This is a genomic window from Wolbachia endosymbiont (group B) of Athalia cordata (assembly GCF_947251845.1).
In the GTDB taxonomy this organism is placed as follows: domain Bacteria; phylum Pseudomonadota; class Alphaproteobacteria; order Rickettsiales; family Anaplasmataceae; genus Wolbachia.
Genome location: NZ_OX366383.1, coordinates 416,013 through 436,688 on the forward strand (window position 1 = coordinate 416,013; position 20,676 = coordinate 436,688).

Sequence of the window (20,676 nt, forward strand, 5' to 3'; positions counted from 1 at the left end):
ATTTCATTCCTCATTTTGCTTAGAGATAGACCTATCATATATATACCACTTATATAACAATGTACACATTCCACAAACTATAGATAGATCTGCTAAATTAAAGGCTGGCCAATACCAATCATTGATATGAAAATATATGAAGTCATATACAGCTCCCCAATAGATTCTATCAATTACATTTCCGATCGCTCCACCAATCATCAGAGAAAAACTAAGGTAAATTGACTTATCATTAGATTTATATATCAAGTATGCAAGTATACCAATTATTAATATTGAACATGCTGAAAAAAAGAAGCTGCCATGCGGCAGAGTACTACACATTCCAAAGCTAATTCCTGAATTCCAAACTTCAACTAATTTCATAAAACTAGTAATCTCGATTGACTCCCCCTCATCAATCAAAGAGTTTATATACAATTTACTTGTTTGATCGAATGATACTATAATCAATATAATAACTAAACATATCCTTTTCATAAATTTATCTTTAACTGGTAAGCCTTCATTATATCACGATCTATCTGTTTTGTTAACTCGTTAATACTATGGAATTTTTTTTCTGCCCTAATAAATTTTAAAAGTTGTATATCAACCTTAAAATTGTATACATTTTCGTTGAAGTCAAATATATGCATTTCTACTATAGGTTTTTTTAAGTCCTTAAATGTAGGTCTCATACCAATGTTGACTACTCCATATAGCCAACTTGAACTATTTTCAGAAAATGCAACTTTGGCGTAATATGTACCAAACTTAGGTTTTATCATGTAATCTTCTATCGGAATGTTTATGGTTGGAAACCCTATTTCTCTACCTCTACATGCACCTTTTGTTACAATACCAGAAACTTGATAAGACCTACCAAGCAATTTATTAGCAATTTCTATTTCTCCTTTTTGTAAACACTCCCTGATTGAGGAAGAAGAGCAAATTTTTCTATCGATTATCAATGGCTCTAATTTAGTTAAAGAATATTCATACATCTGAGAATATTTTTCTAGAGTTAATATGTTACCCAATCGTTTGTGACCAAAAGTACAACTTTCTCCAACAGTTATATGTTTAGCACCATACTTCTTTACCAAAATCTTACCAATAAAGTCATCGCAGCTAACCTCAGAAAAACCTCTACTAAAATTAATAATATACAAGTAATCTATACCATAGCTGCTGATTAGTTCCTTTTTTTGTTCTTGATCTATTAACCTAAAATTGTTCCTACTAAATAAAACAGTTGATGGGTGAGGCTCAAAAGTTAAAACTGCAGAGGGTAATCCTCTTTCTTGTGCTACCTTCTTTAGATTGGAAATTGCAAACTTATGTCCTAAATGAACGCCATCGAAATTTCCGAAAGTTAGTGCCACATTATCTTTTATCCCTTGCTCACAGTTGTAAATAATTTTCATACAATTTGATATTTTATATATATTTTTTATATATAATAGTTGTATTTTATAAACTATGGAGATAAATCGTGAAAAACACTAAAGGAAAAGTTGTAATATATGTGAAGAAGTACTGCCCATTCTGCAAGAAAGCAAAAGAGTTATTGGATGAAAAAGGTGTGAAATACGAAGAAATTGATGTACTTAGAAACTCGGATTTGTTTGACGGTATAAAATCAAAATATAACGTCAGGACAGTTCCACAAATTTTTATTACTGATGAAAATGGTGATTATGTACATCATATTGCTGGATGTGACAAATTGATGGATCTTGAAAAAGAAGGAAAGTTGGATAATATGTTAAATAACAATGAAGATAGCATTAATGCAACAGCTTACACAAGCGGCAGTGATGAACACGAGGGATGTAATATAATACATAATGAAGATTTTATGTGATTTTTTTGTCTTACTGTTGCTGGCATACCCACTTTAAACAATTTTTAATGAATTAAAAATACAATTCATCTAGTGAGTTTTTTTAGTGGGAAAAAATGATAAAAAATATTATAATTGTTAGCAAAAACTTAATTAGTATTGAATTAATTAACAAACAAGATTTAGAGAGTTTCATCAAGATTTTCACAGTGCTTGATAAGCATATAGCAGCTAAAACTCTTTTTACAGAAGAAGTGACAATAGAGTATAAACAACACAATTGCATAGAAGTTGTTGAATTGATAAAAGATACAGGTTTTACATATCATGATGTTGAGAATGTGTTAAATCACCTAAGTAATCATGGAATGAAAGTACCAAGTAGCGTTATAGCAAGCACCCTTTCTTCTTCATACAATCACGCACTTGAGTCTAAGGATGTAGCATTTGCCTGTTCTAAAGGGTTGCCACAATTTTACATCAGGGTAAATAAGAATACCTTTATAATGACTCCTATAAGTGAAGAGAATCTGGAATTGAATTCGCAAAATAGCAAAATGCTTATAGAGTCATTAAAGAGCGAAAAAAGCACTTATGATTGCATAGTGGAAGAAAATATCATCAAAGTTATAGTGCATTCTGAAATACATCAGGCTATAAACTCGATTATAAAATCACTGATAAAGTCTTGCCTTTTAGCAAGAGATGAAGAAGAAAAATTCAAAGAGAAATTGAGACAACTTGCTTTTAAAGATCAAGCTTTCGTTGAGTATTCTAGCATCAAAACCATTCATAGATATCCGAATAACCATCCTCTGAGAAAGCATGAAAGTGTTATTAAAGATATAGAAAATATTTTATGTGATTTCATAATAAATGAGAACAGCGGGTTTGCTATAGAGCGGTTAAATAGACTGGGCTCAGAAGTCTCTCCAAATACTCCAAGAATCATCACTAAAACTATAGATAAGCTTGTTAAGTTTCACTAAAATGTTGTTGGAATGGTTTTAGCCAATGTCTACATATATCTGATTTTTACTGATTGAGTGGAGCAATTGAGCTGCTCTCTGTCATCCCAGCGTTTAACACTGGGATGATTTCGTTGTATGGTATCTTATATAGTGTTTTACAAATTCACATAGCTATTTCAAATTTACCCATATCAATGTCAGTAAATTTATTGAGAAAATATCACTTAGTTCTTTAAATTTATGTTTTTGGATATATATTAATCATTTATTTTCAAAGCCTCAATAAAAGCATTTTGTGGGATGTTTATGTTTCCTACAGAATGCAATCTTTTCTTACCTTTCTTCTGCTTTTCAAGCAGCTTCATCCTTCGTGTGACGTCTCCACCATAGAGCTTGGCTGTTACATCTTTTCTATACGGGTTAATCGTTTCTCTAGCAATAATTTTTCCGCCTACTGCCGCTTGAATCGCGATTTTATATTGCTGGCGTGGTATCAAGTCTTTCAAACGTGCACATATTTCACGGCCTCTTTTTTCTGCCCTGCTTTTATGAACAATGCAGGCTAACGCATCCACAGGTTCTCCATTAACTAAAAAACTTAATTTATCTATCTGACTTTCCTGATAATCGGATATTTCCCAATCTAAACTTGCATATCCCTTGGAAATTGATTTTAGTCTATCGTAAAAATCAAAAACAACCTCAGACAGCGGTAATTTATACTTCAGTAGTGCTGTTGTCGTATTACCAACATAAGATAAATCCTGCTGTTCTCCTCTCCTCTCTTCACACAGAGATAGAATCTCTCCTAAATATTGATCAGGTACCATTATAGTTGCAGTGATCCACGGTTCTTCCACTATTTCAATTTTTGTAGGGTCTGGCATATCGCTTGGGTTATGGATATTTAAAACTTTACCATTTTGTGTTGCAACTTTATATATAACACTCGGTGCAGTTGCTGTTAGATCTAAATCAAATTCTCTTTCGAGTCTTTCTTGAATGACTTCAAGATGTAGCATTCCTAAGAAACCGCAACGAAATCCATAACCTAGGGCATTTGACGTTTCAGCATCAAATGTAAAACTAGCATCATTTAAATGTAATTTTTCTAGTGCTTCCCTTAAATATTTAAAATCATCTGTGTTATTGGGGAAAATACTGCAAAATACTACAGGATGTACTTCTTTAAAGCCAGGTAATGCCTTGCTGCACGGCCTTTTCTCTTCAGTAATAGTGTCTCCTACTTTGCAGTCTGCTACTTCTTTCATTGAAGCAGTTATAAAACCAACTTCACCTGCTGAAAGTTCACCAGTCATAACTTTTTTAGGAGTGAAAATACCGATATTATCGACCTGATATGTAGCATTATTAGACATCATAACGATTCTCATGCCTTTTTTTAGTACTCCATTTTTAACTCGCACTAAAATTACTACTCCTAGGTAAGGATCATACCAACTATCAACTAAAATTGCTTGCAGTGGAGCATTTGTATCACCTTGAGGAGCGGGAAGTTTTGTCACTATAGCTTCAAGTACATCCTTTATCCCAAGACCAGTTTTTGCCGATATCAAAATTGACTCACTTGCATCAATACCAATTACTTCTTCAATCTGAAGCTTTACCTTTTCTGGATCTGCAGCAGGAAGGTCAACTTTATTGAGCACAACTATTATCTCATGATTATTGTCAATTGCCTTGTACACATTTGCCAGAGTCTGAGCTTCAACTCCTTGGCTGCTGTCCACCACCAAAAGTGAGCCTTCACATGCAGCTAAGCTTCGGCTGACTTCATATGAAAAGTCAACATGACCTGGTGTGTCCATGAGGTTGAGGCAATATTTATTACCATTATTTGCAGTGTAATTGAGTCTTACCGTTTGTGCTTTGATTGTGATTCCGCGTTCACGCTCTATATCCATTGAGTCAAGTACCTGATTGGTCATTTCCCTTGTCTCAAGACCGTTACATTCTTCTATCAAACGATCAGCAAGAGTTGACTTCCCATGATCTATATGTGCTATTATTGCAAAATTTCTTATATTGTTCATAGATCTACTTATTTAAGTAGATCTATTTTACATTTTAAGTATTACAAGAGCAATTACTTATCTTCCTTTTTGCTGAAAACATTAAGCTGGCGTCTGTACTGGTCGGAAGTATTCAGTAGTTGATGGTTGACTCAGTTTGCTACTTGCCTCATTCTTTTCCTGCTTGCATGTTTTTACTGCATCAGCAAGGCTTAGGTAATCATTACCAACTTTAATTCTTACATCTTTATTTTCTTCTAAATCTTTATCATCTGGCTTATCACTTGCTATTTTAATAGTGCCATCGCTATTAGCACTTAATATAATGATAAATTCCCTTTCATCTATATACCAATTAAACTTTATTCCATATTGAGCTGCAGTACCTAAATTATAACACCTCACTCCATTTTTATCTACAAAGCCACAGACAACTTCTTCTTGATCGCCATTTAAAATACGAATTTCATGAATATTGTTTTTTTTACGAAAATCATTATTTAAAAACTCGCTTATCTCAATATTTATGCTTTTACTGTTGTCTTTTAGATTGATTACTGCATCACACAAACTACAATTATCATATTTTTCAATTGATACTGCATCAATAGTGCCGTTTTCTATATACTTTCTAAACTTTTCTTCAATTTTCTTTTCTAATTCTTCTTGCCTTGCTTCATTTTGTTGTTGCATTCCTTTTAGCTTTTCTTCCATTTTTTTCTGAAGTGATTCGATATCACAAATTAACGTGGATTCATCAATGCCGAGTATCACGTATTCTTGGCCCAATCCTGTCTTCAATCCTTCAATTATGATTACCATCTCTAAGATAGACCCTAAGTTTTGATAATGTATATTAATTTTTTCACTACTTAGGCTACCTCGATTGCTATCCCAGTCGATAGCAATGTTAGTAAACATAGAATTAAGGCCTTCATAAATATCTTTCAATAGACTTGATTTCTCTGAGTTTATTCCATCACGTTTAATACTACTAACATAATCATTAAATGACTTTATTTCTTCAGAATATGTAAAGACACTGTACAGTTCTTTACGTGTTACTCTATCTTGTATTTTTTGTTTTATTTTTTTTAATATCTCACTACTAATACATTTTACCTTATAAAACTATTCAATATTATATACATAAACATTAGGGAATGTTAGCACTTTCTATATGCTTGCGCACTTCCTATTATTCCTTTAACATAGCTGACACTTTTTTTGAATGAGAAACCACTTTATTGATCATATAATTCTCATGATTGTTATCTATTTTAGGCAATTCGTACAAATAATTCACCATTATTCCGGCTGACTGACTAATGCCTTTTTCAGAAGTATCAGCCATCCAGTTGATTTGTTTGATTGATGCACCATTGCTTAAATGAAAGTGTGCGACCGGATCATAAGCACCCCCACCACTGCTTTTAACCTTTAGCAAATAATGTGCACAAAGTTTCAGTAGGGACTGTTTTTCGCATTCAATGTTAGTTTTTATGCTTTCTAAAATTTCTGTACCTGATTGTTTTATATTAAGCTTACCTAATAAAGCTACGTCTTGATTTTTTAGCCATTTTGTAAATCCAGGAACTGGAGAAAGAGTTGCATAGACTTTTACGCTTTTAAATTCTTGCGATAGTTTTTCTACGACTCTCTTTATTAAAAAGTTACCGAGGCTAATTCCAGATAAACCAGTTTGAGTGTTTGATATTGAATAGAATATAGCAGTACTTGCACTGCTTGGGTCACTTGAGGGCACTGACTCATCCAAAAGGTGTTGAATACTATCTGAAATCTCATTCATCAATGCAACCTCTACAAAAATTAGAGGTTCGTTTGGTATTTTGTAATGAAAGAAAGCAAAACAGAGACGATCAGAATCTAGCCTATTTTTTAGGTCACCCCAAGAAGAAATTTTATGTACAGCTTCATATTTTATAAGTTTTTCCAACAATGATGCAGGTGAATCCCAGGTGATTTGATGAAGATCAAGTAGATCAACATCAACCAAAGTACAGAGTATATTTTTTAATTCATTTTCTAGTGGGTTTAGATTTTCATATTGGTTCTTTAGCTTAAGCACATCAGAACGCATATCAACAATAAACTTAAGACCTTCTGGTAAGGAGATAAACTGCTTCAATATTTTAGAGCGTGGTGATTCAAGGACTTTTATTAAGTCTTGTTCAAACTTATAGCTCGACTCAGAATCTTGATTTTTCTTATATACTTTTATTTCTTCATCTATTTTCGTTTTATCCGGATTGAACTTTTCTGCCAGGGTTTGTAAAAATTTTATTTGACCTGCCTCTGATAAACTCAAGTACAAATTACCAAGAGATACGGTGTTCTTACGTGCTGAGACTTCACCCCCCTTTGGGTTTAAGCATTCGTTCATCTTCAAGACTAAACTATCGACATCGCGACTACTACTTAAATCAGGGCCAATATTGCCAACCCATGATCTTACAGCGTTTGCTACTTCACCTAGTATCTTAAAAAAGCTCTTTGGTGCTTTCTTATCTTCAACTTTCACTATATCAGTTTTTGCTAATGATTCTTTTGTCATAAATTCCTTTTACTATGTATCTATCTTAAATTAAAAAAAAATCTTAGTCTACACAGGAGGTATATATTTTCTAGTATAATTGTTTTAGAACCTATTTAAAACTTTCGTAAAGAGAGTTAGATTTTCAATTTTATTACTCTTCTTAAAAAAGTACTTTTATTATAAAAATGCTCTTTTTTCTCTCCCCCTTTTCTGGGCGAGGTTGATTTCTAATTACCTGAGCGAAGTTACTTAATTTTTACACATCTATTGTAAAGTACAAAGGCTGACTTTGGAATTAAAATGCTAGCTGATGCTTGGACTTTATTGATACTTACGCTACTTGAAACTATACTTGGTATAGACAATTTAATCTTTATTTCTCTAGCAATAGATAAGGTGCCAAATCTGCTGAGAGAAAGAGCCCGCCTTATAGGTTTTGGCTTGGCGCTATTGATGCGTTTTGTAATACTATTTTTTACATCACATATATTATCAATGCAAAAGCCTATATTTCACTCTGTATCACTAGATATTTCAGTAAAAGATTTGCTTATGATTGCAGGAGGGTTATTTCTTATTGTTAAAAGTTCTATGGAGTTATGGAGCGAAATTTTTGTACATAAGGAGAATAAAACAAAGGCAAACGTTAAATCACAATTTTTTTTAGTTGTGCTACAAATTATATTAATAGATTTAGTTTTTTCTGTTGATTCAATATTAACTGCTATAGCATTAACTCATAATATGATAATCATTGCTATAGCATTTACATTTTCCATATTAGCAATGCTATTTTCATCAAGTTATACCGCTCAGTTAATAAAATCCAGCCCAAGCTTAAAAGTAATTGCCATTCTATTTATTTTACTCATCGGCATATATCTAATACTTGAAGGACTTCACATAGAGCTACCAAAAGCATGTTTGTATTCTTCATTTATGTTTGCATTGCTTGTGGAAGCTATAAGCAAAATAAAGAAAATACAGCCTTGAAACTATTTTACACGAAGCAAAAAGCGCATAACTGTACAAACATTTTCTAGCAGGAAGGTGTCATTCAGCTTCGTTGTCATCCCAGTGCTGGGATCCAGGAACCAGCGTCACACGCTGGAATGACATTAAATGGTTTTCCTTTGAATTTAAGTTATGCAAGTAGCCTCTTCGATGTCATTCAAGTAGCTGAAACTGGAATGACATCTTATTGCTACTCCCACTCAATAGTTGCTGGTGGTTTGGAAGTTAAGTCATATACAACCCTATTTACTCCGGAAACTTTGTTAACAATTATACTACTGACGTCTTGCAAAAACCTCCAAAATACTAACGAATGTTGATCTTTATTTTCAAATGGAAATGCATCAGCTGTCATGCCATCAGATGAAGTCACAGCCCTTAAAGCGCAAACATATCCGTATGTACGATTATCTCCCATAACTCCCACAGTTTTTACTGGTAACAGTACAGCAAAAGCCTGCCATATTTTATCATACAGATCAAAATTTTTCATTGTGTTGATATATATTTCATCTACTTCTTGCAATATTCGTACCTTTTCTTCATCAACCTCACCTATGATCCTCACTGCAAGTCCAGGTCCAGGAAATGGATGTTGAAATATTATCTCATCTGAAAGCCCAATTTCTTTGCCAAGCAGCCTTACTTCATCTTTAAAGAGATAGCGTAAAGGTTCTACTAGTTTCAGATTCATTTTTTCTGGCAACCCACCAACATTGTGATGAGATTTAATTGTACTAGTGTTTCCTGAAGCGTGCCCTGATTCAACTACATCAGAGTAAATGGTGCCTTGCATTAAAAAATCCACATCACCTATTTTTTTTGCCTCTTCTTCAAATACTTCGATAAAAGTATTGCCGATAATTTTTCGCTTTTCTTCCGGATCAGTTATTCCCTTTAACCTACTTAAAAACAAGTTTGATTTATCAACGTAATTTATTGGAATTTCTTTTAACATAGCAGTGGTCTGGCTCTTACGCAATAACCCAGTATCGATAAAAATACAGTTTAATTGTTTTCCTATAGCTTTGTGTGTAAGAACTGCTGCAACACTTGAATCAACCCCCCCACTTACTGCAGCAATTACTTTTTTCTCCCCTACTAAGTTTTGAATTTTTTCCTTCTGTTTTTCAATGAATGACTTCATTGTCCAATCTCTCTCACAATTTGCAATATCTAAGAAATTAGAGAGAAGTTTACTACCATTTGTCGTAGGCTTAACTTCAGGATGGAACTGAGTACAGTAAATCTTCCGCTGTTCGTTGGCAATTATTGCGATTGTTTGATTTATTATACCTGAGGCAATAGCAGTAAATCCTTGCGGTATAGTTTCGACACTGTCTGCATGGTTCATTAGCACATCGACTTCGGAATTAACGTTCCAAGTATCCTTTATAATTGGGGATTCTTTTAGTATCTTGATTTTAGTTTTGCCAAATTCCTGATTGAATTCTTTTCTTACCTTTGCCCCGAAATAATGACAAATGAGTTGCTGTCCATAACATATTCCAAGTATAGGAGTGTTTATTGTTTCGTTAAGTTTTATAATTTTATGTGCTACTTCACTTACTTCAGAGCAATTGTCATTTACAGATTGCGGTCCTCCAGAAAAAATAAATCCATTGAATTTTGATACTGTTTCGAAATCGATATTGCTTGGAAATATTTCACAGTAAACGCCCATTTCCCTGATTTGTCTTGCAATAAGCTGTGTAAACTGTGAACCAAAATCAATAACGGCAATTGCTGACAATGTGCTCCTCCATATTATTTAAAGCAATATTTGATAATAAAGAAAACAATAAAGTAAGTAAACTAAGACCTGTTTAAAAACTTTAATATATGACTAAAGCAACTTAAATTTACCGCAACAGATTTGTGATTAAGCTGTCTTAATTATCATTCTGATACTCTCTTCTTATCATAATAGCAACCCCAACATCTTTCCTTAAGTTGATGCCATTGCCTGAACGGATACGTTTAATATATATATAAATTCCTATCTTTTATATCTAATAAACCAAGTGTTGGTACGATTGTTGCTTTCAGGAAGATGACGGTTTCTACTGTCTTAGCCAGTTTTTTTGACTTTTGATGCAATAAGTTTTGGTTATCTTTTCTATGCTCTATAAGCCCACCAATTACCATAACTTCGCCGCTCTTAATTTTTAACGTAGAGTGCATTTCTCTGGTTTCAATAATTGGAATGTCACTATTTAATTTCATTTTATTCTGCTGTGCGACATATTCTATATTTGGGTCTTTAGTGTAATCGTTAATTCTTGATAAGGTTGGATGTATATCCATGAATATTTCATTAGTATCAATGTTAATGCTTGGGTGGATTATTAACACCACACCTATTGGAGTGCTATTCATCTTGGTAATTAAGGCATGATTGGAGTTTCCGGTATCTTTCTGTATATCGGAAGTAAAATAGATATGGTTTTTAGTAAATGAAATCATTGCTTGCTGATTATTTATAGCATGTACTCTAGGGCTTGAAATTACGGTTGAAGTGCCAAATTTATTTAAAATTTTTACTAAATCTCCTAAATCACTCACACTAGAGTTAATTGCTAGGTCAATAATAGAGTTACCTTGATTTGTTATAGATTTGGTTTCATTATGCAAATCATTTAAGTTGATACCAGAAAGGTATTTATCGTCTAATAAAACTTCAACTATTTTGGCCTCGATCATTACTTGAGAAGACGCCAATTTCTTAACTTTATTAATATATTCTTCAACAGCTTTGTGAATATCTTTTCTAGCATTTAGAATAATGACACCAGCTTCTCTGTTGGATGAAAGAAACTCACCATCATCTACTCCGTTAACATCCATTATTGCATTTAAGCCTTTTTCTAATGAATTCCATAAATCACTACTATATTGAGATTTCATATAGTTTCTATCACCATCACTGTCGGTAATATTGTTACCAATGATAAAACTCCTTTGCGCAGAGTGTTGAATATTGATGAAGTCTACGTAATAATTTTGTGCATATGGCAAATCTTGTTCAATTCTAATTACACCATTATTCATTGAGTAACGCAATTTGGCGCTGTTGGCTATATTCTGAATTACTTCGTTTATGTTCTTATCTTTTAGCTTTAAAATAATATTACCTGATATTTTGGGATCTATGTCTAAGTTAACGTCAGAAAGTTTTCCTATCTCAATCAGTAAATCCTTTACTGGTACTTTTTCATCAACATTAATCGAAAGAAACTGATTACTGGTTGTAAGATCGGGAAACTCTACCGGTAAAGGTATCATTTCTGGTATTGCTGGTTCGTTATTCTTCAAAGGAGTATTATATTGTTGCAACGAATAATCGTGCTTATAATTGTCTATATTAACAGAATGTTGCTTGTTAGGTAGATGTGTACAAGAAATAATGAAAAGGAGTATTAAACATTTTAAAATAGCCATGAGGGCAACATACAAATCTATACTAATAGTTTTCTATAAAAATGTTAAAAATGTATTTAATTGTATCCGTTCAGGGGAGTGGTTTAAGAAATGATAGATAGGAGATTATGAAAAGGGTTTTAGTTGCATGGAAGTGGGATGAAAAGAAGCACTGGTTTCACATGCGTCTGAACAGACACCATTTTACAGCATTTTAAATTTGTCCTGTGCAATGTTTGTACAGTTGCGGTAAAAATTACTTGACAAATTTTGACAGCTTTGTTATTTTGATAGTGAAGATATTCTAGAGCTCGAAATCTATCTTCGTCTGCAGACTTTTCAACTTCATTAATTTATAATCTCTAGTTAAAGTATATTGTACTTATGTATAGATAACTTCTATCATAGCTATATACATTTTTCTGAGTTTTTTTGTATTACTTAGGAGGATCATCATGTTTAAAATCATGGATTACGCATATCATTGACATAAATGCCTTAAAAGGACAGATGGTACCTACGTCCTCTTTATATAGATTATGTATTTGTTCAGATACGACTAAATTGTGTCTAGTGTAGAAAAAATTAGACAAATTCAGCCTTATATAGAACCAAATTCAACGGAAGTAGAATTATCCTCATTTCCATAATAGTAAGGATTTGCTTCTTGCGTATTATTAACAGCAGTTTTTAATAGTACTTCCTTATCACTATTCCATGAAACTTTCTCCATAATTGGAATATAATCCTTACACTTTTGATTATCTCCACAATCCTTGATTTTACTATCATCATTTAGATAACGCTTCAATGCATCATAGTATACTTTAGTGTTATTACCCTCTTTATCTATCATTTGTCCTAAGGTATTAACAAGTATCAATGGTGCAACTTGTTTTGCTTTTACAACACTTGTTTCACTGGACTCTCTAAAGAGATTAGGACATGCTCCTCTGGAAAAAAAGCTCTTGTTGAATTCTGGATTACTACGGTAAACGTTCGGGTAACAGAAACTCTTAATCTCTTCTTCTTGACACGCTAACTCTATTTGATCATCCACACATTTTTCACATTCTATATTACCAAGCCAGGATATTGAATTAAGATCCTCTGTAAAGGCAAATTTAAAATTTACTGCACCATAATTACCATTTGCTCCCTCTTCTATATATTTTGCAATCTTAGGATTACTGTACATCTCAGGATATAATTCCTTTAGTAAATCAGATGCACTAAAACCTTGACAACCTATCTTATTATCAACTTTATAAAAATGAGAATATGGCCCACAATTTTCATACTTGGAACAATCTGAGGTTACTTTTTGAGATGTAATTTCTCCATTTTCATTCTCTCCTTCATCAGTAACAGGTTCGCCCGTATCAATTTCACCTTCTCTATCGGTAACAGGTTTATCTATACCACTTCCTTTTTTACATTCTTCAGCTATTTTTTATACCACTTAGTCTCTGCTGATGATTGCTCTACATTTTAATTTCCGTCGCTGTTCACAACATTACACTCTGGAACTATATACCTAATATCGCATGCTGATTTCTCTCTTTATCTTCTGCAAATTAATTAAATGAAGGGCATTAAGTATCCACACTACTAAAAAAAGTGTGGTACAAAATATAAACATTGCAATGAGTGGCAGCAGTAAAGAACCTTCTATTGCTACTCCACCTTTTCTAAAAATACTTGCTGGCTGATGAAGAGTAGACCATAAATTCACAGAAAATTTTACTATGGGAATATTTATAGCACTAAAAATGGCAAATACTGCTGATGATTTCTCTGCTCTTGCTTGATTATCAAAAGCGCTCCACAATGAAAGATAACCAACATACAGAAAAAACAAAATCAGCATTGAAGTAAGCCTTGCATCCCATACCCACCAAGTACCCCATGTTCCTTTTCCCCAGATGCTACCTGTGATTAAGCATATTGCCGAAAAGACTGTCCCTGCAGGAGCAGCGGCATGTGCTAAGACACTAGCAACACTATTGTTCCATACCAACGAAATGAAACTGAGTGATGCAATGAGTCCGTATATTCCAAGAGCAAGCCATGCAGAAGGCACATGAAGATACATAATTCGTACAATTTCTCCTTGTTTATAATCTCCTGGGGAGAAGAATAATGCCAAGAACATTCCAATTAAAAAACATGCGAAACAAATAACCCCAAGCCAAGGTAGAGCTTTTTTAGCAAAAGAAGTGAAATTTGTAGGCTTTAATAAAAACATTCGTTTTGAGAATAATTGTGTTAAGAATTTATCAATTAGTTTGAGTTTTATCAACAAGATAGTTTTTCTATATTTACGTAGTATAATAAATTAGCACAATTTCAGTAGCAGATTGCTTGCTATTATTTTTAGTATAACGTTGATGATCCTTAAAAAGCTTAACCTACACTTAGTGTCAGATTCAAGTGGTGAAACTGTTATATCAGTTGCAAAATCAGCTCTGAAACACTTTCGTTCTGTAGAAACGATCGAATATGTTTGGTCTTTCGTAAAAGGAGAAGAGCAGATTGACAAAATTTTAGAGGAAATTAATAGAAAAAGTGATGAGCATAATTTTGTTATATGCACTATTACTAATGATGAGCTAAGAAAATATCTAAAAAATAATTGTATAAAGCTAAAAATTCCCTACAGAGCGATATTATCACACATTATTAGGGAAATCTCATCCTATCTTGAAATTGAAAAAGACGAAAAACTTGACTTACATGCTGAGATAAATAACGAATATTTTCAGCGCATTGAGGCAATAAACTATACCATTAATCATGATGATGGACAAAATATTCAAGATATTGATAAAGCCGATATAATTTTGGTTGGAGTTTCACGCACATCAAAATCTCCCACCAGTATGTATTTAGCTTACCGAGGCTATAAAGTTGCAAATGTTCCTTTTGTTAGCGAGATACCCTTTTACGTCGACTTAGCAAAATTAAAAAATAAACTGACTATAGGAGTAACAATAGACGTAAGAAGGCTAATAGAAATACGCAAAAATAGACTGACTTCAATTAATAATGAAGGTAATAATATATATGCTGACCCTAGAAAAGTAGAAAAGGAAATTAAAGAAGCAGAGGAGTTCTTTAAGCAAAATAACTGGCCAATTATTGATGTCACGCAAAGGTCAATCGAAGAAGTATCAGCAACAATTATACAGTATTTTAATAAAATGTGAAAAATTTATCAATTGACTAACTCTCTGTCAGTGATCATAATGTAAGGTAATTCTATTCTTACTGTAGATATGAAAGTTAAAGGGTCACTAAAATCTCATCGTAACAGAGATAAAAATTGTAAAGTTGTGAAAAGGGGTGGTAAGGTTTATATTATAAATAAGGTAAAGCCAAGATGTAAAGCGCGTCAAGGTTCTTAGCTTTTTGTTTTCCTTTTTATGTCATATGTTTTTCATATGGAAGCATGGTTAGAAAGAAACAAAAATTGTTGCATAGCACTGCCCATTTCTCCTCTTACATTATATTTTGGTATTAACATGATTACAGGCAGACGTGGCTTGTTAACATTAATTAACTTAAAAAAAAGAAATTAATTACGTGCGTCAACAAGTCCATGAATTTTAGTTCCACCCTAAGCCCTCTTGAGCTTGAGAATTTTTTCTATATATAGGCTGAGCATGAATGACATCTGATCATCAATTATGCAAATCTTGTTGTGCATACTTAAGTCATTTTGCCAAAATTCCCTTTTTGCATCACCTTTTAAACCTCTTATGTATACTTCTGTAATTGTGGTAAATTTTTGATCATTGGCAGCCACTTCTCCACACTGCTTCCATACATATTCTCAACTTCTTCTCGCTTTTACTGTGTATTCCTTTTGTGCTCTTTAAAACGGTACCTTATATATATATTTATTGTCATTAGGCTAATTTACCGCTTTTTTTCCATTTTTATACTTCCTGCCCTTGATTAATTTGACCTGCTAACATTTTGTTTACAGGGCCTGCTATTAACTCTGCACAATTTATTCTTATGGTAAAAACTTCTTCTTCACTCTTATTTTTCCTTAACTTGACGCGTATGGTTTTTTAAATACTCCCGTCTGTCAAGGAATTTCTACTCATGAAGGTTATGGCTTGGAAGATTACTGAAATTTTGAAAAATGTAGTCTACTTCTATATTCAAATATATCAAGCAGTAATTCAAAATTAGCTATTGTACCTTTTGCACTATTATATGCAAGGTTGAGCAATTCTCTGTCCTCATATAAATCAGCAAATTTAAACTCCATGCACCCTGATTGTTTTGTGCCTAGAATATCTCCGCTACCCCTCAGCATCATATCCTTTTCAGCAATATAAAATCCATCTTGTGACTCACACATAATCTTTAACTTTGAATACGAACTTTTACTGAGATTGTCATATAACAGTACACAAAAAGACGGTTTATTTCCTCGTCCTACTCTACCTCTCAACTGATGTAATTGCGATAACCCGAACTGCTCTGCATTCTCTATAATCATAATAGTTGCATCTGGTACATCTATGCCAACTTCTATCACAGTAGTTGCAACAAGCAGAGAAAATTCATTCCTCTTGAAGGAAAACATCACTTGATCTTTCTGCTCTTGAGTTAGTTTTCCGTGTATTATTCCAACTCTATCAAAAAATGTCTTTTGTAGTTCCTGAAAGCGCATTTCTGCTGCGGCAATATTGAGTTCTTCGTTTTCTTCTATATATGGACAAATCCAATATGCTTTTTCGCCTCTATTTATAGCATCTTTCAGTCTTTGAATAATATCTGATACTTTTTTAACGTTCATAATAACGGTTTTTATTGGCAATCTAGATTTTGGTTTTTCCCTTAAAATAGAACATTCAACATCACCATACATAGCTTGCTGCAAGGTTCTTGGAATGGGAGTTGCAGTAACAAAAAGTATATCGGTATTTTCTCCTTTTCCTACCAACCGATTCCTCTGCATCACTCCAAATCGCTGTTGTTCGTCTATGACTGCGAGTCCTAAATTTTTAAATGTAACGTTGGCTTGAAATAATGCATGAGTACCAATTACTATATTTAAAATACCACTTGCAAGTTCGTTCATAATAATCTTTCTTTCCTTGCGCGCAGTTTTACCGGTAAGCAAAGCAACTTTTATATCAGTACAAGATAGAGCTTCTTCGATCCAATTATAATGTTGCTCAGCCAAGATAGTAGTTGGTGCCATTAGAGCTACTTGCATGTTATTTTCTACCACATTCAGCATCGCAAAGAGTGCAACTACAGTTTTGCCACTCCCAACGTCACCTTGCAGCAGACTTACCATGCGGTATCTGGATTTTTGTCTTTCTGAGATTTCATCTATCGCTCGAATTTGATCATTTGTTAATTGGAACGGTAATTCATTTAAGACCTGCTCTTTGTATTTACTCAATATTATAAATTCTTTTCCCTCTTTTTTTACATGATTTTCCCTTGCAAGCTTTAGTGCCAACTGGTACGCAAATAGCTCATCATAAGCAAGTCTTTCTCTGCAAACTTCTGCTTCTGCGAGTGAGCTCGGTCTGTGCAATCTTATGATGCTTTCTTTCCAATTCAGCCATTTCTTTTGCTTGATTAATGTTTCATCTATCCACTCTGGCAAATCAGGTAAATCTTTTAGATTAGAACTTATTATGTTTCTAATGCTCTTGTTAGTAATACCGCGACATAATTGGTAAATTGGCTCTATGCAGGCTATTTCTTTAAATTGATTGATATCAGACAACATGTAATCTGGGTGAGTAATTTGCCAATGTTCGGCAAACTTTTCAAGTTTACCACTGATTACTATATCTGTTCCAACTGGAAATAATTTATACAAATATTTAACTGAGTAATTAAAAAAAACTATAAATAAATACTGACTTTCACTTTCAACGATTATTTTATATGGCCTACCTCTAACAGTGGGGCGCTGGTGCTCATACACTTTTGCCACAAAAGTTGTAAATTCTCCCACTTGAGCATCAGGTAGTGATTTACTTCTATCCACATAACTGAGTGGCTTATAAAATAGCAGATCTACCACTCTGTCTCCACCGCAAAGTTTAGGCAATATTGCGGAATGAAACCTTGGTATATTCTCAATTTTACTATTTAGAAAAGTCAGCACACTTGACTGTTCATCAACATTCATACTGTGTAAAACCGTTTATTCATAATAGAGCCTTACTAAAATCCTGTCACCCTATTATGACTGTCTATGTTAAGTATATTATTGACATATTAACTATTTTTATGTATTATTATACTATCAGCAATTCATATCAAAGTATTAATAATGAACAACTCTATACAGGAAAAAAAGGGAAATCCAGTCGTTACACTAAAAGCTCAGGCAGAAAAGTTTGATTTTAGCAAATTAAGAGCTGGTAAAGAGAATGTGGGAGCAAACTCTGGAAAACAGATGTATGACGATTTTCGAAGAATGAGGTTTGTTATTAACAAAAAGGATATAGATCAAGATTTTATTAAGCAATTATATGAAAGACATGCTGGTTTAATTGAAAATGACGAAAATGGAGAAAAGAATTATCGCCAATTTGCAAAAGAAGTTTTTCAGGAAATGTTTAAATATGCTGAAGCTCAAATCCCAAGTAATTCCATTTTGGAAGAGCTAATCACTCATTGTAATCAAGCAGGATATGTGGGTCCGTTAATGGGAAATGATGGATCTTTAACTACAATAAGCCTTAAACATGGATTAAGTTTTAGATCTATTGATTATATAATACATATTAATTGTGATAATAATAATCACGCAGCAATTACAGTTAAAGAACCAATTTCTGCATGTGTTACAGAAAAGCCAGAAGAAGAGTTATGTAAGTTGGGTAGCTCACTGGAATTTACACTTGAATCTCAAGATGGGAAAGATGATGTGATATATAAAGATGGCAAATTGTCACTTACTGTGCCCCGGAAATTGAGAGATTACAAAATTGATGGCAGAAGTTTATTTGATATTATTAAAGAATATTTCTACAAATTCTGCGAGAAGTTAGGATTTAAATTAAAAATAGAACATGATTTAGGCGATTCAATCGAAGTGAATAGCCATCTGGAAAGTGTGCAGCCATCCATTCATAGCAATGAACACAAAAATACACCCTAAAACTAACAATTAAAATATCTCAAAGCTTATTTGCATAGTCAGTTGTACTAGACGCAACTTAATCTGACAGAAAAACTAATATCAATCTCTATGTTTGATGCTACTAATATTTTTCTAAAAAGCAATATGCTTGCTATCAAGAAAAGTCTGCATAGCAATATTTACCTAAATGAGGCCTTGTCTCAATTCCTAAATATAGCTGTGATTTTCTGGTTTATCATAGCCCATATCAGTCAAAATGCGCGATAATAGCACCATCAAAGAAAGATATATTAAAAAGATTAGCGGCAGTAATTGCAGTTTTCTCTGTTTGCCATAGCAACTCTTGAGTAGGTATCAATAATAATGATAATCTATATATCTGCTATAAAACCTCGAGATCCGTAGAATAGGGCTGACTAAGGTTCTCATACATTCCTGTATGCTGAGAACATAAAAGCTCTTTTGATTCTATTCCTAAATCCTCAAGTATTTGCTCCTGTTCAGCTATAAGTTCTAATAGCCCTGTTCCACTTTCACTTACTTCACTTCGTTCAAGACACATAAGTTCTGTTAACTCTGCTATGTCTTCTCTAGAAAGCTGATTTTTTTCAGAAAAAGTTGCTTCACTCATATGGTCCTCTTTTTGATATAAAGAGTATCTTATACAAGAGAATAACTAAAATAATCTAAACTCTTGTGTCATATTTGTAGCTTGGTGTAGTTATATGGTACATTTCAGATAAGAGTACTGATTATCTAATTGTAGGAGAAGACCTAGTCAAAATATAAAAAAGCAGTGGAATTGGGGGTGGTAAATTCAGAAGTGTCTGAATAACTGTGTGAACTAAGTTCGGAGGAGAATAGTATCAAGAAAGGAGAAAATTATATGGTCTTACCTTTATTGATGTATTAATTGAGAAGAGTTCTTAAAAGTTAATGTTTTGTTAGTTGTTTCATACTAAAATAGGCATATATAAATAATTAGGAGAATGTTATGCGGTCTAATTCCAATTCACTTAATAAATACGGATATGTATCTGATGCAAATGGATTGTCTCACCAACAAATGGGAATGTATGATGATTTAGGAAGATATGAAGTTGCTGATGAAGATATGATGTACCAAAAAAACTATGGTATTATTGGTGATAGTTTAAAAAAAATAACAAATCTGACTGGAGATACAGCAAAGAGTATAGCAGATTACCTTATTAAACCTGTTAGTGATCAGGTTGCAAAGCAAATCGTTGTTCCATTAGGAACGGAGATTATAAGTAAAATTGTCGTACCTATTACAAAGAAAGTTGCAGAACAAAATCAAGACATGATAAAAGAGCTAACAGATAAACTCATGGTTCGCGTGGAAGATTTTGCTCGGTTACAAATAGAAAAATTAAAAGAAGACGTAAAGCAAGAGATAACATCAATACCAGGTAAAGTTTTAGAGAAGATAAAACCTTCTTCATGGCTTCCATGGAAAGCAGAAAGTTTGGATGAAGCTTATTCTGACACTTATGTACCAAATGATATAGATGAATTTGCATGGTAGAGCTTCAAGGTTTAGCAAAATGTTTTTTGGTTTATATTCGCTTGAGGTTAACATCATTGGCCTTAAGCTTTTTTTAATGCTAAATGATCTTACTGTATATCTACAAATTCTTCCTGTGATTTTCAACTCTAGAGGTTATGCTTAAATTATAATATCTACCAAAAAAATA

At 33.1% G+C, this 20,676-nt stretch carries 19 protein-coding genes; 7 read left to right on the forward strand and 12 right to left on the reverse strand.

Annotation, left to right across the window (positions count from 1 at the left end; translation table 11 throughout):
• Positions 1 to 3 precede the first annotated feature (3 nt).
• Together lspA and ribF are read right to left on the reverse strand one after the other, a co-directional pair.
• Entirely contained in the window at positions 4 to 480 is a 477-nt protein-coding gene (gene lspA / locus OPR30_RS02045; RefSeq protein WP_007301940.1) for a signal peptidase II, read from the reverse strand.
• A complete protein-coding gene (gene ribF, locus OPR30_RS02050) occupies positions 477 to 1,409 on the reverse strand; it encodes a riboflavin biosynthesis protein RibF (RefSeq protein ID WP_264375688.1) in 933 nt (310 codons plus the stop codon). The genes lspA and ribF overlap by 4 nt, the downstream gene beginning before the upstream one ends.
• 68 nt (positions 1,410 to 1,477) lie before the next feature.
• On the opposite strand from ribF, the gene OPR30_RS02055 reads away from it, so the two are divergent.
• Positions 1,478 to 1,849, forward strand: coding sequence for a glutaredoxin (locus tag OPR30_RS02055; protein WP_006015443.1), 372 nt, complete (start codon positions 1,478 to 1,480; stop codon positions 1,847 to 1,849).
• A gap of 95 nt (positions 1,850 to 1,944) precedes the next feature.
• Positions 1,945 to 2,817 carry a hypothetical protein gene (locus OPR30_RS02060; protein WP_007301937.1) on the forward strand — a complete coding sequence of 291 codons (873 nt, stop codon included), beginning with the start codon at positions 1,945 to 1,947 and terminating at the stop codon, positions 2,815 to 2,817.
• Positions 2,818 to 3,056: 239 nt separating this feature from the next.
• Here OPR30_RS02060 and lepA read toward each other — a convergent pair whose 3' ends face one another.
• From lepA to OPR30_RS02075, 3 genes are all read right to left on the reverse strand, one after another.
• Positions 3,057 to 4,853, reverse strand: coding sequence for a translation elongation factor 4 (gene lepA / locus OPR30_RS02065; RefSeq protein WP_264374939.1), 1,797 nt, complete (start codon positions 4,851 to 4,853; stop codon positions 3,057 to 3,059).
• Between the two features lie 81 nt (positions 4,854 to 4,934).
• On the reverse strand, positions 4,935 to 5,753 hold the full coding sequence (locus OPR30_RS02070) for a hypothetical protein (RefSeq protein ID WP_265031000.1): 819 nt from the start codon (positions 5,751 to 5,753) through the stop codon (positions 4,935 to 4,937).
• A 277-nt stretch (positions 5,754 to 6,030) separates the two neighbouring features.
• Positions 6,031 to 7,407, reverse strand: coding sequence for a malonyl-CoA decarboxylase (locus OPR30_RS02075; protein ID WP_264376447.1), 1,377 nt, complete (start codon positions 7,405 to 7,407; stop codon positions 6,031 to 6,033).
• Positions 7,408 to 7,689: 282 nt separating this feature from the next.
• Here OPR30_RS02075 and OPR30_RS02080 point away from each other — a divergent pair, with 282 nt between their 5' ends.
• Complete coding sequence (locus tag OPR30_RS02080) at positions 7,690 to 8,382, forward strand: TerC family protein (protein ID WP_265031001.1); 693 nt, start codon at positions 7,690 to 7,692, stop codon at positions 8,380 to 8,382.
• A gap of 211 nt (positions 8,383 to 8,593) precedes the next feature.
• Here OPR30_RS02080 and guaA read toward each other — a convergent pair whose 3' ends face one another.
• The 4 genes from guaA to ccmC form a co-directional block, all read right to left on the reverse strand.
• Complete coding sequence (guaA, locus tag OPR30_RS02085; protein ID WP_265031002.1) at positions 8,594 to 10,156, reverse strand: glutamine-hydrolyzing GMP synthase; 1,563 nt, start codon at positions 10,154 to 10,156, stop codon at positions 8,594 to 8,596.
• A gap of 227 nt (positions 10,157 to 10,383) precedes the next feature.
• On the reverse strand, positions 10,384 to 11,844 hold the full coding sequence (locus OPR30_RS02090; RefSeq protein ID WP_265017007.1) for a type II secretion system protein GspD: 1,461 nt from the start codon (positions 11,842 to 11,844) through the stop codon (positions 10,384 to 10,386).
• A 580-nt stretch (positions 11,845 to 12,424) separates the two neighbouring features.
• Positions 12,425 to 13,021, reverse strand: coding sequence for a hypothetical protein (locus OPR30_RS02095; RefSeq protein ID WP_265031003.1), 597 nt, complete (start codon positions 13,019 to 13,021; stop codon positions 12,425 to 12,427).
• Positions 13,022 to 13,360: 339 nt separating this feature from the next.
• Positions 13,361 to 14,071, reverse strand: coding sequence for a heme ABC transporter permease CcmC (gene ccmC / locus OPR30_RS02100; RefSeq protein WP_264375876.1), 711 nt, complete (start codon positions 14,069 to 14,071; stop codon positions 13,361 to 13,363).
• Between the two features lie 142 nt (positions 14,072 to 14,213).
• On the opposite strand from ccmC, the gene OPR30_RS02105 reads away from it, so the two are divergent.
• Positions 14,214 to 15,032, forward strand: coding sequence for a pyruvate, water dikinase regulatory protein (locus tag OPR30_RS02105; protein ID WP_010402159.1), 819 nt, complete (start codon positions 14,214 to 14,216; stop codon positions 15,030 to 15,032).
• Positions 15,033 to 15,101: 69 nt separating this feature from the next.
• Positions 15,102 to 15,230 (forward strand): type B 50S ribosomal protein L36, encoded by a 129-nt coding sequence (gene ykgO, locus OPR30_RS02110; RefSeq protein WP_006015378.1) that lies wholly within the window; start codon positions 15,102 to 15,104, stop codon positions 15,228 to 15,230.
• A gap of 212 nt (positions 15,231 to 15,442) precedes the next feature.
• Here the strand turns inward: ykgO and OPR30_RS02115 are convergent, their stop codons facing one another.
• Together OPR30_RS02115 and recG are read right to left on the reverse strand one after the other, a co-directional pair.
• Positions 15,443 to 15,631: a hypothetical protein gene (locus OPR30_RS02115; protein ID WP_265031004.1), complete on the reverse strand. Its 189-nt coding sequence runs from the start codon at positions 15,629 to 15,631 to the stop codon at positions 15,443 to 15,445.
• A gap of 327 nt (positions 15,632 to 15,958) precedes the next feature.
• Positions 15,959 to 17,998, reverse strand: coding sequence for an ATP-dependent DNA helicase RecG (gene recG, locus OPR30_RS02120; protein ID WP_265031005.1), 2,040 nt, complete (start codon positions 17,996 to 17,998; stop codon positions 15,959 to 15,961).
• A gap of 144 nt (positions 17,999 to 18,142) precedes the next feature.
• On the opposite strand from recG, the gene OPR30_RS02125 reads away from it, so the two are divergent.
• Positions 18,143 to 18,976 carry a hypothetical protein gene (locus tag OPR30_RS02125; protein WP_265031006.1) on the forward strand — a complete coding sequence of 278 codons (834 nt, stop codon included), beginning with the start codon at positions 18,143 to 18,145 and terminating at the stop codon, positions 18,974 to 18,976.
• Positions 18,977 to 19,340: 364 nt separating this feature from the next.
• On the opposite strand, the gene OPR30_RS02130 is transcribed toward OPR30_RS02125, so the two are convergent.
• Positions 19,341 to 19,589 carry a hypothetical protein gene (locus tag OPR30_RS02130; protein WP_007301923.1) on the reverse strand — a complete coding sequence of 83 codons (249 nt, stop codon included), beginning with the start codon at positions 19,587 to 19,589 and terminating at the stop codon, positions 19,341 to 19,343.
• A gap of 363 nt (positions 19,590 to 19,952) precedes the next feature.
• Between OPR30_RS02130 and OPR30_RS02135 the strand changes: the two genes are divergently transcribed.
• Positions 19,953 to 20,507 carry a hypothetical protein gene (locus OPR30_RS02135; protein WP_264377991.1) on the forward strand — a complete coding sequence of 185 codons (555 nt, stop codon included), beginning with the start codon at positions 19,953 to 19,955 and terminating at the stop codon, positions 20,505 to 20,507.
• Positions 20,508 to 20,676: the final 169 nt, after the last annotated feature.